This window comes from Bradyrhizobium prioriisuperbiae (assembly GCF_032397745.1).
Classification (GTDB): domain Bacteria; phylum Pseudomonadota; class Alphaproteobacteria; order Rhizobiales; family Xanthobacteraceae; genus Bradyrhizobium_A; species Bradyrhizobium_A prioriisuperbiae.
This window is the reverse complement of the sequence record NZ_CP135921.1, coordinates 8,225,302-8,240,307: the sequence shown is the minus strand read 5'-3', so window position 1 is coordinate 8,240,307 and position 15,006 is coordinate 8,225,302. Positions and strand designations below refer to the sequence as shown.

The following is a 15,006-nucleotide window of genomic DNA, read 5'->3' as shown; positions in this document are numbered from 1 at the left end:
AAGATGCCGGCGTATCAGTCGGGGAGACCGCCGCGCGAGAGAATGAAGTTGGACGCACCGGCGATGTCGGCCGCAATGCCGGCGCGGGCGCCGTCGCCGTCATGGTCCGTGATCGCCTGCAGGATGGCGGCGTGCTTGGCGACCACGCCGCTGGTCGCCAGCCGCTTCGGGTTGGCGCGCAGATCGAGGTTGATGACCGGGCCGGCCTTGAGCCAGAGCGCGCGGATGATTTCGACCAGCGTCGGCGATTGTGCCGCGGCATAGACGGCGAAGTGGAAGGTTTTGTTCAGTTCGACTGCGCGCGGGAGATCCGGATCGGCCGTCTCGCTTTCACTGCGCATGGCCTCTTCCGCGGCCGCAATGGTCGCGAGATCGTTCGGGCTACGCAGTGTCGCGGCCTGCGCCGCTGCATAACCTTCGATCTCGATGCGGATTTTCGTCAGGTCGCGGAACTGCGTCGCCGACATGATGGGAACGCGGACGGCGCGATTGGGGGCGACTTCGAGCGCCTTGTCGGCGATCAGGCGCGACACCGCTTCGCGCACCGGCATGATGGAGACGCCGAGAACTTCGGCGGCGCCGCGCAGCGACAGCTTTTCGCCAGGCGCCAGGCGGCCGGAAATCAGCAAGTCCGCAAGCTTCGCATAGGCGCGTTCGCCCAGCGTCTGGCGGTCGAGCGGTTCAACGATGCTCAGTGCGGTGGTGGAGGGACCCACGCCCAAACTCCTGCAGACTGCTTCCTCGTGGCTCTCGGTCCGGACTGTGCCGGACTCAACGGGCCTTTCGATATCTTGTTTGCCGGGTTTTCCCGGTCCGAGCCAGCATCCGCTTCCGGCGGCTGGATAAAGGGACTGGACAACCCCGTTTCGTTTTGCCACTCTAACTGTGATCACAGATCACGGCAAGACATATCAACCGCCGATCACAATGCGGGCTTGCCGGGACAAACAACAACCGCGTCACGCGGGATATCGCCAGGGAGGCAAAGCCTATGTTGAAGGAAGGTCGTTTCACGCGCCGCGCGTTGCTGAAGGGGGCCGCTGGAGCTGCGGTCGTGTCCGGCCTGTCGGCCCCATCGCTGCTGCTTGCACAAACATCGGAAGTGATCCGGATCGGCCATCTGACGCCGCGTACGGGATTTCTCGGGCCGCTCGGCGAATACGCCGTGATGGCGATTGATCTCGCCGTGGAAGAGATCAACGCCGGCGGTGGTCTGGCGGGCCGCAAGCTCGAGGTTCTTAAAGAGGACTCCGTCAATCCGCAGACCGCCTCGACCAAGGCCGAGCGCATGATCGAGCGCGACAAGGTCGCCTGTATCATCGGCGAGATTTCGTCGGCGTCGGCGCTGACCATTGCGCAGGTGGCCCAGCGCAACAAGACGCTGTTCATCAACACCGGCGCCAACTCGGATGCGCTGCGCGGCTCGGACTGCAAGCGCTACATGTTCCATGTCGAGTCGCAGAACTCGATGTACGTCAAATCGGTTGGCCGCTCTTTCCTGCAGGACGGGCTGGTCAAGGGCAAGAAATGGTATTCGCTGACGGCGGACTATGCGTTCGGGCATGACCTGTTGAAGGTCGCCAAGCGCTTCATGGAAGGCAATGGCGGACAGTTCGCCGGCGACGACCTGGTGCCGACCGACGCGACCGACTTCTCCGCCTATCTGCTCAAGATCCGCGCGGCGAAGCCCGATCTGGTGGTGCTCAACCTGGCGGGCGCGCAGATCACCAATTTTCTCAAGCAGTATTCCGAGTTCGGCCTGACATTCCCCGTCGGCGGCTTCGGCTTCGACACCGCGCTGGCATGGGCGGCCGGCAAGGGCAACTTCGTCGGCACCTGGCCCTGCGTCTGGCATCACCTGATCGACACCCCGCAGACCAAGGCCTTCGTCACCGCTTTCAGCAAGAAGTATAACAAGCCGCCGGAGAACCAGGCCTGGGGTGACTACATCGCGGCCAAGATCGTGGCGCAGGCGGTGAACGAATTGAAGTCGCCGGACTCGACCAAGGTCGTCGAATACTTCGAGAAGGGCGCCAAGTTCGACGTGCTGAAAACCCGTCCCGGTTACTTCCGCGCGTCGGACCACCAGCTGATGCACGAGATGTACGCCATCACGGCGCTGCCGGCCGACAAGGTCAAGAACCAGTGGGACATCTTCTCGTCCAGCGGACCGGTGCCGGGCCCCAACGAGGATCTGGAAGTCATCGCCTCTACCAAGGAAGAAAACACCTGCACGTTCGCGACCTGAGCGTGCAACCTTCCACATTCCCCCGGGGCCCAATCCCGGGGGAATGTTTTTCTTTCCGGCATCTTTCAGCGCTTCAGCGCGTCATCCGACGGGACCAACAGCTTGACCGCAATGCTTTTCGCACAGCAGGTTCTCAATGGGCTGCTCGACGGCGTCTATTATCTTTTGATCGCGCTGGGACTGTCGCTGATCTTCTCCCTCGGCGGCATCGTCAATCTCGCGCACGGCGCTTTCTTTGCCATCGGCGCATATCTGACGCTTGTGCTGTCGCCCTATCTCGGTTTCGGCGGCGCGTTTGTCGTGGCACCGGTCGCGGTCGCGCTGTTCGGCGTGCTGATCGAGCGTGTGCTGTTCACCCGCTTCTATCGCTCCGATCCGATCCTGTCGCTGCTGCTGACATTCGGGCTCGCCATGGTGGCCGAGCAGGCGCTGCGCATGATCTTCGGCGCGCCGCCACTGTCGTATTCGATTCCGCCGATATTGCGCGGCCAGGTCGTGATGGGGTCGTTCATCTATTCGTTCTACCGCACCGTGCTGCTTGGCATTGCCATTGTCTGCGTGGCCGCCTTGTGGGTGCTGCTGCAGAGGACCTCGTTCGGCCGCGTGGTTCGGGCAGGGGTGCAGAACCCCGACATGGTCGGCGCGCTCGGCATTTCGCTGCAGCCCTATATGTCCGCCGTCGCCGCATTGGGCATCGGGCTTGCGGGCCTCGCCGGTGTGCTGCTGGCGCCGATCTATTCGGTGCACCCCGCCATGGGCAACGAGATCATCACCCCGGCGTTCGTGGTCGTGGTGATCGGTGGTCTCGGCTCGTTCTGGGGCGTCGTGGTTGCGGCGCTGCTGGTTGGCCTGGTGAAAGGCGTAATGGTCGCGGTCGGCTATTCCGCGGCTTCTACTGCCGCGATCTACCTGCTGATGCTGCTTGTGCTGCTGTTTCGGCCCCGCGGCCTGTTCGGCGAACGCATCATGCGCTTCGAGTGATGCGCATGTCGAACAGGATTCCGTATCAGCTCATCGTCGCCGCTGTCAGCCTGCTGGTGCTGCCGCCGGTTCTGCTGGCGATGGGTCTCACCATGACCTCGGCGACGGAAGTCGTCGTCTATGCGCTGGCTTGCATGGCTCTGAACATCCTGGTCGGCCACACCGGCCTGGTGTCATTCGGCCATGGCGCCTGGTTCGGGCTCGCCGCCTATGCCGCTGCGATCGCTCAGCGCAATCTGATGCCGGGTTCATTCTTCGGCCCGGCGCTGCTCGGGCTGGTCGTTGTCGCAGCACTCGCGGCTGCGTTCGGCTACCTCATCCTGCGCCGGCGCGGCGTCTACTTCTCGCTGCTGACGCTGGCGCTGGCGGCGATGCTGTATGTGGTGTCGTTCCGCTGGACCGAGGTGACCGGCGGCGAGAACGGCCTCGGCGGCATCACCCGTCCGGCGCTGTTTGGTTTCGACCTGGAATCGTCGACCAATTATTACTGGTTCGTCGCCGTCATCGCGCTGGTGGTGCTGTTTGCGCTGTGGCGCTTCCACAATTCCACCGTCGGCACCGTGCTGGTCGCGATCCGCGAGAACGAGCAGCGCGCGCGGTTTCTCGGCTACGCCACCAATCGTTATAAACTGGCGGCCTTCACACTGTCGGCGACCATCACGGGTCTGGCCGGCATTCTCCTGCTTTACAAGAACCGCATGACCTCGGCCGATCCGATCTCGGTCAGCTTCTCCGGCGAACTGCTGGCGATGGTGGTGATCGGCGGCATGCGCAGCTTCCTGGGGCCCGCCCTCGGTGCGCTGTTCTACATCATGTTCCGCGAGTTTCTCAGCATCTACAGCGAGAACTGGCTGTTCTGGCTGGGCCTGGTGTTCGTCGGCTTCATCATCTTTTCGCCGTCGGGCCTGACCGGTGTTGCCGAACGCCTGATTGCGCCGTTCCGGAAAAAGCAGGTCGAAGATGCGGCGATGTCGGCGCGCCGGATCGAGTCGCTGCCGCTGCCCGAATTTCTGAAACCCAGGGATGCGCATCAGGGGCCGGTGCTGGTCGCCGACCAAATCGTCAAGAGCTTCGGTGGCATCAAGGCCGTACAGGGCGTCGACATCTCGATCGCCGACCGCACACTGCATGCGCTGATCGGTCCCAACGGCGCCGGCAAGACCACGGCGTTCAATCTCCTGTCCGGCATGTTCGTGCCGGACCAGGGATCGGTGACCCTGATGGGGCGCTCGATTGCCGGCCGCGCGCCGGAGGATATCACCGCGGCGGGGATCGGGCGGTCGTTCCAGATCACCAACCTGTTCCCGACACTGACGGTGGCCGAGAATGTCCGTCTGGCGGTTCAGGCGCGCCATCCGCGCCGCGCCGATCCCTACACGTCCGCACTGTCGATTTCGGAAATCAACGCGGATACCGACGAGATCATTCGCTACCTCGGGCTTGCAGGAATCGAGCATGCGGAGGCGGGCTCGCTGTCCTACGGCGGCCAACGTCTGCTGGACATGGGCGTGGCGCTCGCCACCGCACCGCGGATCCTGCTGCTGGACGAACCGCTGGCCGGTCTCGCCGCGGCGGAGCGCGAGCGCATCGGCGCCATCATCAAGCGTATCTCCGCGGATATTCCGGTGCTGCTGGTGGAGCACGACATCGACCGCGTGTTCCAACTGGCCGATCATGTCACCGTCATGAACGAGGGACGTGTGCTGCTGGACGGCTCGGTGGAAGACGCACGCTCCAGCCCGAAAGTGCAGGAGGTCTATATCGGCTCCGGAACGGCGGCGATCGCGGCGCAGGAGCGGGAGACGGCGGCGACGCCGAGCCTGCTGATGGCGGTGAAAAGCGTCGATACGTTCTACGGCAAGAGCCATATCCTCAAGGGCGTCGACTTCCCGCTGCACCAGAACGAGATTATCGCCTTGCTTGGCCGCAACGGTGCCGGCAAGTCGACCCTGCTGAAGACGCTGATCGGCATTGCGCCTGCGACCAATGGCTCGATCGCTCTCGCCGGCAGCGAGCTGGTCGGGCGCAGCTCCGCCGAGATCGCCAGGCTCGGCATTGGGTATGTGCCGCAGGGGCGTGGTCTGTTCGCCGGCATGACCGTGGACCAGAATCTCGAACTCGGCGGACTGAAGCGCCAAACCGGCCACGGCATCCACTGGACCCGGGAGCGGATCTACGACTACTTTCCCCGCATCAAGGAACGTCTCAACAGTCCGGCGGATTATCTGTCGGGTGGTGAGCAGCAGATGGTGGCGGTGGCGCGGGCGCTGTCCGGCGACGTGCGGGTGCTGCTGCTGGACGAGCCGTTCGAAGGCCTGGCCCCGGCGGTGGTCGAGCAGCTGTTCGAGGCGTTCGACCGGCTGCGCAGGGAGGTCGCCATCATCATTGTCGACCATAATCTCGATCTCGCGCTCGCATTGTCCGACACCACGGTGGCGCTGGAGCGCGGCCAGGTGATCCACCAGGGACCATCCAAAGCGCTGCGGGACGATCTCGATCTGCGCCGGAAAGTGTTGTGGCTGTAAGCGAAGGAAGCGTTAGGCGGATGACGGAAAAGACAGGAATTGCGGCCATTGTCGGCGCTGGATTGATCGGCCGCGCCTGGGCCATGGTGTTTGCGCGTGCGGGCTGGACGGTGCGATTGACCGATCCGCACACGGCCACCTTGCAGGCGGCGCCGTCTTTGATCAGGGACGAATTGCAGACGCTGGCGCGCCATGGACTGGTGGCCGATCCGCAGGCAGCGGCCGCGCGGGTGTCGGTTGCGGCCAGTGTTGGTGAGGCGATCGAGGGCGCCGATTTGGTCCAGGAAAACGGGCCGGAGACCGTCGACGCCAAACTCGCGATTTTTTCCGAGCTCGATCGGCTGGCTGCGCCGGACACGCTCCTGGTGTCATCGACGTCGGCCATCGTCGCCTCGCGCTTTACTGAAGGGCTGGCGGGGCGGGCACGCTGCCTGATCGGCCATCCCGTCAACCCGCCGCATCTGGTGCCGCTGGTGGAGCTCTGCGGCGCGCCCTGGACATCGCCGGAGGCGATTGACCGCGCCCGCGAGATCTACCGCGCCGTCGGCCAGGTGCCGATCACCGTCAAGCGCGAGATCAACGGCTTCATCCTCAACCGCCTGCAGGGCGCGCTGCTGGCGGAGGCGTTTCGTCTGGTCGGCGAGGGTTATGTGTCGGCCGAAGACCTCGACCACACCGTGAAGGACGGCCTGGGCTTGCGCTGGTCGTTCCTCGGACCGTTCGAGACCATCGAGCTCAATGCGCCCGGCGGCATTCCGGATTACTGCGCGCGTTATACCGGCTTCTACAAGGAACTGGCGGCATCCGCCGCCGGGCCGGAGGTGTATCAGAGCCCGAACGTCGATCAGGTGATCGCGGCCTGGCCGCATCAGGCCACCCCCGAGCGGATCGCAACATTGACGCAGCGGCGCAACGAGCGTCTTGCGGCGCTGGCCGCGCACAAGTCGCGGCAGAAAGATTGATATCAGAATCTTGTCCAGCAAAGAGAGCAAAGCAATGAGCCGAAAAGTCATCATCACCTGCGCCGTCACCGGCGCCATTCACACGCCGTCGATGTCGAAAGCCCTGCCGGTAACGCCGCAGGAAATCGCGGACGCCGCGATCGGGGCCGCGGAAGCCGGCGCCGCCATCGTCCATCTGCATGCGCGCAATCCGAAGACCGGCCAGCCGGACCAGAGCCCCGAGGCGTTCGCGCCGTTCCTGAAGGTGATCAAGCAGCGTTCGAACTGCGTGATCAACCTCACCACCGGCGGCGCGCCGACCATGACCGTGGACGAGCGCGTGCGTCCGGCGGCTGTTTACAAGCCCGAGGTCGCCTCGCTGAACATGGGGTCGATGAACTTCGCGTTCTTCGGCATGCTCAACCGCTTCAAAACATTCGAGCACGAATGGGAGCGCAAGCATGTCGAGAACAAGGACATCGTGTTCCGCAACACTTTCCAGGACATCGAGTATGTGCTGACTACCTTGTCCGGATCAGGCACCCGCTTCGAGTTTGAATGCTACGACACCGCCCATCTCTACAATCTCAAATACTTCCTCGATCAGGGCCTGGTGAAGGCGCCGCTGTTCGTGCAGACCGTGTTCGGCCTGCAGGGCGGCACCGGCGCGCATCCGGAAGACGTGCTGCACATGAAGCGCACCGCCGATCGCCTGTTCGGCGACCAGTACAAATGGTCGGTGCTCGGCGCTGGCCGCAACCAGCTGCCGATCGCGGCAATGGCGGCAGCGATGGGCGGAAACATCCGCGTGGGTCTGGAGGACTCGCTGTGGAGCGGTCCCGGCAAGCTCGCCGAATCCAACGCCGAACAGGTGCGCCTCGCCAGGCAGATCGTCGAAGGCCTCGGCCTCGAGATTGCGACGCCGGACGAGGCGCGCGAGATTCTCGATCTCAAGGGCGGCGACAAGCTGGAGGTCTAGCCCAACTGGCTAAGGCCACTCTTCACGGGGCGCGTGCTCAAAGCCGTGCCTCCGGAGCAATTGCGGGGGCCGGTGGGCGGCCCCTGGCAATCGTCATTTGACCCGTACCGGTCGTCTGCTCGGCTGTGTGTCTTCCTGCAATATTGTTGTCCTCAGCCGCTGGACATGGAGGCGGGCGAGGTGTTCCGCAGCATCCATGTCACGCCGGCGCAGCGCATTGAGGATCTCGTTGTGATCCCTGTAGTTGGCGGTGAGCACCCTCACCGTGCGCTCGCTGGCGCGGCCTCTGCACATGGCGCTGGTTCGCGCGTAGATGCCGCTGAGCTGCTGCGCGATCATCGGATTGCGAGCTCCCGCGAGAATCCGTTCGTGGAATTCGAGCGCGGATATCGCAAAGTCGCCTTCGTGGCGTTCGGACAACAGTGTCTTCTGGTGTCTGACCGTTGTGCCGAGGGCGTCGAGTTCGGCTTCTGTCATCCTTGTTGCGGCAAGGCGCGTCGCCATGCCTTCGAGAGCCTCCCGCGTTTCGAACAGGCCGCGCAGCCGATCCACGTCGAAGGCGACGAGATAGACCCCCTGGCGCGGCGCCACGTCGACAAGGCCTTCCGCATCAAGGCGGGCAATCGCGCTCCACACCGGCGATCGACTGACTCCCAATTCGCGGGAGATCATTTCGATGCTGAGCTTCTCACCCGGCTGAAAGCGGCCGCTGTCGAGCAGCATGGCGCGGACCACATCATATGCGTCGCTAGTCAGCGTGCTACGACGGAGTTTGGGCATCTGGTTCGGTTGCATCGAGGACCTGAATTCGTTGACGAATCCATTACATAATATATCGAATGATCATTTATTAGATGGATTGATGGGAGAGAGTGCTGTTATACCCCATCGGTATCTGCTTATTCCATGCAACTGTAAGTTGCTCGTATTGGTCTGTTTTCGCGGTGTTTAATTGCCTTTTTTGATTGTTTTGACGTGGAGTCGACATCATGAGCAACCCCGATGTGGCCAGAGCGGTGTTGGCCGAGCTGGAAACCGGGGGTGTGGCCTTCGATGCGGCTGAACCGGATCATGCTCGACGTCTCTTGAACCTGGATCGTGCCGCCGCCGAAGTGCTGTATCTGCTGGTGCGGGCCGCGCATCGAACGGAAGTTCTCGAAATAGGTACGTCCAACGGCTTCAGTACGATCTGGCTGGCGATGGCATTGAACGAGCCTGCCGAAAAGGGCCACCTCATCACCATCGAGCGGATGCGCAGCAAGCAGGTGGCTGCGATGGAAAATGTACGTCGTGCTGGTCTTGAAGCTGTCGTCGAATTCAGACTTGGCGATGCGATCGATGTCGTCCGCACACTGGATGGGCCGATCGACTGTGTATTCTTCGATGCAGATCGCATCGGGGCGCATCATCAGCTGGAGGCGCTGCTGCCAAAGCTTGCCGCCGACTGTCTGTTGATCGCCGACAATGCGCAGTCCCATGCGGCTGAACTTCACGCCTATTTCGAGATGCTGGCTGCGCGTGCAGATTTCCAGTCGACGATGCTGCCGGTCGGCAAGGGTTTGCATGTCGCTCATCGCCGCGCCGCGAGTGTCGGCGATAGGCCGGGGCAGATGCCGCACCGACCCCCGCAGCAAGACGATCACCCCGATCAATCGCATCCGGTGCGAGGCTAGAAAGCGATCCGTTCAGGTTGAAGCGGCATCGCGTTCTGGATTTCGTTGCGTGAATTTTTCGACGAAGCGATATGCACTTTCCAGATCATGCTCTAGTACCCGGAATCATAGCCAAGTGACACGAGCAAACACTGTACGTGCCCACCGATTCTGAATCACGTTTGATCAAAAGTGGGTACTAGCCGACGATTCGCAGCTCCGCGAAACTCCCGTTGGTGCCATCGGCTGAGAGGGTATGACCGGTCAAGTGGCGGTCAACGATGGTGATCTGTGTCGGTGCCAGCAGGGTGATATCCGGCAGATCTTCCGCCACTCGGGCCTGGAAATCCCGGTATAGCCTTCGGCGCTCCGCTGCGTCCTGCTCCACGGACGCTTGCTCGAGCAGACGATCGGCCTCGCTGTTGGCATAGTGTGAGCCGTTCGAGAATGGCACGCCCTTGCGAAAGTTGTGCGACCAGTAGATGCGCTGCACGCCGACCGAAGGATCGAACATATTGTTGCTGCGCGCCACTGCGAACGCGAAGTCTCGGTCGGTGTAGAGACGGCGGACATAGCCCGGGAAGTCTTGCTGCCGCACCGTTACATCGATGCCGATCTCCGCAAGCGCTGTGGCGATTGTGTCGGCGGTGCGCTGATAGCCATCGCCGGCCGGCACGAAATCGAGCGGCAGGGCGAAACGCAAGCCGTTGTCATTGCGGGGAAAGCCGGCCGCATCAAGCCAACGATCCGCTTCACCGTGGTCGAGGTGCGGCACGGCCGGAATGTCTTCCCCATAGGGCTTCAGGTCGGGACTGATCGGGCCATACGCGACCTTGCCGTAACCCATCCAGGCTTGCGCGACCAGCACGTTGCGGTCGATGGCGTGCGCGATCGCTCGTCGCACTTCGTATTTGCCGACGACCGGATGATCGAGGTTGAACTCCAGGCGGATCACCTGGTTGGTGTACTGGTACCCATTGGTCTCGAAAATCAGGCGTTCATTGCGCGAGAGTCGGTCCAGCGCGGTGACCGACACCGGGGTGGCGGGGGCAATGTTGATGGCGCCGCTTTCGATCGCCGCGAGCCGCTCCGCCTGATCGTCGATAAAGCGGATCACCAACCGGTCGATGGCAGGGTGTGGCGCATCCCAATAATCCGGATTGCGGGCGAGTGTCACATGACTGCCCTTCACCCAGTCGAGAAAGACGAAAGGCCCGGTGCCGATCGGTGGGCGGTCGTCGCTGGCGGACGGCGGCCGATCGGCGTAGCGGTGTCGAGGGATCATCGGTGATTCCGCTCCTGCCAGCGCGCGCAGCAGCGCGGGAGCGGGCCGAGACAGATGGATCACCACTGTCAGCGGATCGGGCGTCTCCACCTCGGTGACATTGGCGAAGGTCGAGCGGCCGCGCGGATGCAATTGCTTCAGCAACATGAGCGAGAAGGCGACATCTTCCGACGTGAAGGGCGTGCCGTCGTGCCAACGCACCCCGGGACGCAGGCGGAACGTCAGCTGCAGCCCCGAGGGTTCGGTTGACCAGTCAAGCGCGAGCTGGGGACGCGGCGTCAGGTCGAAATCATAACTCAGCAGTCCCTCGTGGATTTTGCCCGACACCAGCATCGTGGGGTCGGCACAATTGCTGAGCGCAAGCAGGGTCGTCGGCTCCGGATCGACCAACATGGTCACGATGCGGGGTGGGGCCGCCGCTGGGGGCATTCGAGGCTTCGGATCGATCACGGTTTACGGTCCTGGCTGTTATACCCTAATCCGCAGCATCGATATCGGCTAGATCTCCCGGGCATCGCGCCAGCGATAGTTCAGCAGTGCCAGGGGAGCCAGCCGCCGCAGGACCCCATGTGCAGGAAGCGGTGTGGGATCTGTGAACGGCAGCGCGAGATCGCCGAGGCGCTCGCCGGATAACGCCCGCGCGAACTCCCGGCCGACCGCGAGGGAAAGAGCGACCGCGCGGCCGTTACAGCCGGCCCAGGCAAAAGCATCGGGCCCGAGTTGGTGGAAGCGCGGAAAACGATCGGGGGTGATTCCAATCAGCCCATTCCAGACAAAGGCAATTCTGGTCGTATCGAGCTGCGGCCACAGCCGCGCCAGGCGCGCCGCGACCAGCGTCCGCAGGCGAGCAGGCCTGTCGACGGGATTGATCAGCGCGCCTCCGCTGATCAGGCGATGGTCTGCATCGTAGCGCGCGAAACGCAGGTCCCCCCGTGTGTCCGACATTGCGACGCGGCGCGGGATCACATCGCGGCGCAATCGCTCGGGCAGCGGTTCGGTTGCCGCAAGCCATGATACGACTGGAACGATCTCGCGCGCGATCTGTGGCGCGAGCTGTGGTGTGAATTCAGCCGAATAGGCATTGGTGGCGAGCAGCAGCCCGCGCGCCGTGATCATGCCGTTCGCTGTCGCCACGAGCCAGCGATCGCCGTTGCGGCGGAACGATGTGACCGCACTGTGGCCGTGGATCGTGATGCCTGCGGCGCGGGATGCCGCGACCATGGCGTGCAGCAAGGCCAGCGGATTCACTGTGCCGCCGCTGTCGTTCAACAGACCCGCCTGCCACGCGTCGGAGCCGAGCGCCTGACGGACTTCGTTGCGGTCCAGCATCCGCACCGGCGCACCCCATTTGCGCCACTGCGCAACGCGACGCTCCAGCAGCGCGACGCGTCCCGGTGTATGGGCCGGTTGCAGCCAACCGTTCCGCTCTGCCTCCGCACCGAGCCCGAGTGAGCGCGCCAGTGCGAACAACTGATCGGCACTGTCGCGCAGCAGATGTACGAAACGCTCGCCGCTCTCGCCATGGCGGGCCACGATGTCGTCGGGGTCGGGCCGCGTCAATGTCGGAATGACGAGGCCGCTGTTGCGCCCCGATGCGCCCCAGCCCGGTTGCGCCGCTTCCAGCACGACGACGTCGGCCCCGCGGCGGCGCAGTTCCAGCGCGGCCGCAAGACCTGTGAAGCCAGCACCGATCACCACCACATCGGCTTGCCGCTGGCCCGAGAGTGGCGGCAACGCCTCGGGGTGCGGAGTCACCGCCTGCCACAGGCTGCCGGTCGCAGCCGAGCCGACAACCCCGGAGGAGCGCAGATGGGTTGCGTGTTCATCGGCAAGGAGCGCCACGATCAGGCCCTGTTCCGCGATGAGAGGTGATGGGCCGAGGCGGGCGGTTGACCGCTCGGCGGGGCCAGTTCGTGATAGTCGCCGTCGCAATACAGCAGCGGCGCGATGCGGTCCTGAGCCAGCACGTGCTCGACCTCGGCGAGGCACAGGTAATGCGTGCCGTGCGCGATGGTGCGGTCCAGCCGGCACACCAGATTGGCCTGGGCACGGACCAGGCATGGCAGTCGAACCATGGCTTCGACCGCTGTCTCGCTGACCATGTCGTGGATGAACCATTCTCCGGTTTCGAAGCGATGTTCGCCGGCCGGCGGTGTCGCGAACACCCGCCCGATGGCTTCCTGCTCGCGCGACAGAACATTGACGCAAAGCCATCCGCTGTCGATCATCGGCTGGCAGAACGGCGAGGTGCGGCGAACGCCGAAGCACAGCGTCGGCGGTTCGAGGGTGAGCGAAGCGACCGAGGAGACCGTGATTCCGAACCGTCCGCCGTGGTGCTGCGTCGACAGCACGCAGACCGTTGCCGCCATCCGCCGCATGGCGCCGCGGAAGCTGTCGCGCTCGGCCATGGTCATGTTCCCGGCATGCCTGACACTCCCGCCTGTCGTCGCACCAGGCGCCGGACCGCCTCGGGGTCGATGGCCAGCACGATGATCGCGGTCGACAGCAGCACCAGTGCGATGAAGCCGAATGCCGGGGCGAAACTCGCGGTCTGGTCCTTGATGTAGCCCATCAGCTGCGGCCCGACATAGCCGCCGAGATTGCTGATCGAGTTGATCAGTGCGAGACCGGCGGCCATGCCGGTGCCACTGAGGAAGGCGGTCGGCAGCGTCCAGAACAGCGGCAGCGCCGAATAGATTCCGAGCGCAGCCACCACCAGGAAGGCGATACTGACCATCGGATCGGGTGACATCGCTGCTGCGGCGAAGCCGGCGATGGCGATCGTGATGGCAATAACGAGATGCCATGTCCGCTCGCGGGTGCGGTCCGAATGCCGGCTCCAGACGATCATGCCGCAGGCACCTGCCAGCGATGGCAGAGCGGCGATCAGGCCGATCGTCATGGTATCGGCGACGCCGGCGTCCTTGATGATCTGCGGCATCCAGAAATTGATGGTGTAGAGGCCGACCAGCAGTCCGAAATTGACCAGGCCGAGCGCCCACACTTTCGGGCTTGCGAAGGTGCGCCGCAGCGAGGAGGGGAACAGCGTCGCGCGTTCGGCTTCCTCGCGGTCCATCCGGGCCTGCAGCCACTCACGCTGGTCCGGAGCGAGCCATGGCGCCATGGAGGGCCGGTCGACCAGATAGCGCAGTGTGATCAGGCCAAGCAGCACCGCCGGCGCTGCTTCGATCAGGAACATCCATTGCCAGCCGGCAAGTCCGGCCAAGCCGTGGAGCTTGAACAGCAGTGCCGAGAGCGGGGCGCCGATAAGTCCTGACAGCGCGATCGCAACCATGAACAGGCCGAGGATGCGGCCGCGCTCCTTTTCCGGAATCCAGTAGGTCAAATAGAGCACGACGCCGGGCAAGAGTCCGGCTTCGGCGGCGCCGAGCAGGAAGCGGATGGTGTAGAAGCTCCAGTCGTTCCAGGCGAACGCGGTGGCGCCCGACACCAGCCCCCATACGATCATGATCCGCGCCAGCCAGCGCCGTGCGCCGAAGTGTTGCAGCGCGAGATTAGAGGGAATCTCGAAAAGCACGTAACCGATGAAGAACACCCCGGTCCCGAAGCCGAACATCGTCGCGGTGAGTCCGAGATCGGCGTTCATCGACAGCGCCGCGAAGCCTACATTCACCCGGTCGAGGAAACCCGCGAAATAGACCAGGCAGAGAAATGGCACCAGCCGGCGGGTGACCCGCGCGATCACGGCGGTTTCGAATGGCGGGGCGACGGTCTGGGGAATAGGAAAGCTGGAAGGGCTAGCCAGGGTCATTGTTCGTCCTCCGTCGACAGAGATCGTCGAGCAGCGCGCGCCGCTCCGGCGCGCTCTGGGCGATCAGGTGATTGGCCGCCGCCTGCTGGTCGGCCGCGCTCTTTTCCTGCGAGAGCTTGAAGCGGCCTTCGATGCGCGTGACGTCGATGATGACTCGGCGGATCAGCGGTGCGAGCCGGGTGATAGCCGGTTCGCTTTTGTCGAATGTCCAGCCTGCGGGCGGCTCGGACTGTTCGGCGAGGCGTGCGATGTCGTCGAAGATGCCGACGCCGGGAGCTTCGACACGGCTGCGCCCCTCGGCATGGATCGTGACGTAGTTCCAGGTCGGGAGCTGCCGCGTGACGTAGACACTGGGCGAGATGTAGGTGTCGGGGCCGAAAAACACCACATAAACGGGCCGATTGTCGAGCTCGGCGAGCTGCGGATTAGCCGCATCCATATGCCCGAGCAGCCTGACCCCGCCGTCCGCTGCGGGCTCGATCATCAGCGGAATATGGGTGGCGCCGAATTGCGTGCCGTCGGAGGTGACGATGAGGCCGAGCGGATAGGCCTTCATCACCGGGATCAGCCGTTGCAGATCGGTCTCGAGATAGCTCGGGTAGTGATACATGGGCGGTCCTATG

At 63.8% G+C, this 15,006-nt stretch carries 13 protein-coding genes; 6 read left to right on the top strand and 7 right to left on the bottom strand.

All coding sequences use genetic code 11. The features are described from left to right. Positions 1–14: 14 nt before the first annotated feature. Complete coding sequence (locus RS897_RS38130) at positions 15–716, bottom strand: GntR family transcriptional regulator (protein WP_315833811.1); 702 nt, start codon at positions 714–716, stop codon at positions 15–17. A 275-nt stretch (positions 717–991) separates the two neighbouring features. Between RS897_RS38130 and RS897_RS38125 the strand changes: the two genes are divergently transcribed. The 5 genes from RS897_RS38125 to kce all read left to right on the top strand — a co-directional run bounded on the left by RS897_RS38125 (position 992) and on the right by kce (position 7,674). Continuing rightward, positions 992–2,248 (top strand): ABC transporter substrate-binding protein, encoded by a 1,257-nt coding sequence (locus RS897_RS38125; RefSeq protein WP_315833810.1) that lies wholly within the window; start codon positions 992–994, stop codon positions 2,246–2,248. A 111-nt stretch (positions 2,249–2,359) separates the two neighbouring features. After that, entirely contained in the window at positions 2,360–3,229 is an 870-nt protein-coding gene (locus tag RS897_RS38120) for a branched-chain amino acid ABC transporter permease (protein WP_315838882.1), read from the top strand. A gap of 5 nt (positions 3,230–3,234) precedes the next feature. Next, positions 3,235–5,754: a branched-chain amino acid ABC transporter ATP-binding protein/permease gene (locus RS897_RS38115; RefSeq protein WP_315833809.1), complete on the top strand. Its 2,520-nt coding sequence runs from the start codon at positions 3,235–3,237 to the stop codon at positions 5,752–5,754. Positions 5,755–5,774: 20 nt separating this feature from the next. Next, positions 5,775–6,716, top strand: a complete 942-nt coding sequence (locus RS897_RS38110; RefSeq protein WP_315833808.1) for a 3-hydroxyacyl-CoA dehydrogenase — start codon at positions 5,775–5,777, stop codon at positions 6,714–6,716. 34 nt (positions 6,717–6,750) lie between these two features. Continuing rightward, on the top strand, positions 6,751–7,674 hold the full coding sequence (kce, locus tag RS897_RS38105) for a 3,5-dioxohexanoate:acetyl-CoA acetone transferase (RefSeq protein ID WP_315833807.1): 924 nt from the start codon (positions 6,751–6,753) through the stop codon (positions 7,672–7,674). 93 nt (positions 7,675–7,767) lie between these two features. Here the strand turns inward: kce and RS897_RS38100 are convergent, their stop codons facing one another. Next, a complete protein-coding gene (locus RS897_RS38100; protein WP_315833806.1) occupies positions 7,768–8,454 on the bottom strand; it encodes a GntR family transcriptional regulator in 687 nt (228 codons plus the stop codon). 209 nt (positions 8,455–8,663) lie between these two features. Here RS897_RS38100 and RS897_RS38095 point away from each other — a divergent pair, with 209 nt between their 5' ends. After that, positions 8,664–9,347 carry an O-methyltransferase gene (locus tag RS897_RS38095; protein ID WP_315833805.1) on the top strand — a complete coding sequence of 228 codons (684 nt, stop codon included), beginning with the start codon at positions 8,664–8,666 and terminating at the stop codon, positions 9,345–9,347. 178 nt (positions 9,348–9,525) lie between these two features. Here RS897_RS38095 and RS897_RS38090 read toward each other — a convergent pair whose 3' ends face one another. The 5 genes from RS897_RS38090 to RS897_RS38070 form a co-directional block, all read right to left on the bottom strand. Further along, entirely contained in the window at positions 9,526–11,040 is a 1,515-nt protein-coding gene (locus RS897_RS38090) for an ABC transporter substrate-binding protein (RefSeq protein WP_315833804.1), read from the bottom strand. A gap of 69 nt (positions 11,041–11,109) precedes the next feature. After that, the gene (locus RS897_RS38085) at positions 11,110–12,420 is read right to left on the bottom strand and encodes an NAD(P)/FAD-dependent oxidoreductase (protein ID WP_425476425.1); all 1,311 of its coding nucleotides are present in this window, start codon (positions 12,418–12,420) and stop codon (positions 11,110–11,112) included. A gap of 35 nt (positions 12,421–12,455) precedes the next feature. Then, on the bottom strand, positions 12,456–13,019 hold the full coding sequence (locus RS897_RS38080) for a flavin reductase family protein (RefSeq protein ID WP_315833802.1): 564 nt from the start codon (positions 13,017–13,019) through the stop codon (positions 12,456–12,458). 2 nt (positions 13,020–13,021) lie between these two features. Further along, on the bottom strand, positions 13,022–14,383 hold the full coding sequence (locus RS897_RS38075) for an MFS transporter (RefSeq protein WP_315833801.1): 1,362 nt from the start codon (positions 14,381–14,383) through the stop codon (positions 13,022–13,024). Beyond that, positions 14,370–14,993 (bottom strand): FMN-binding negative transcriptional regulator, encoded by a 624-nt coding sequence (locus RS897_RS38070; RefSeq protein WP_315833800.1) that lies wholly within the window; start codon positions 14,991–14,993, stop codon positions 14,370–14,372. The genes RS897_RS38075 and RS897_RS38070 overlap by 14 nt, the downstream gene beginning before the upstream one ends. Positions 14,994–15,006: the final 13 nt, after the last annotated feature.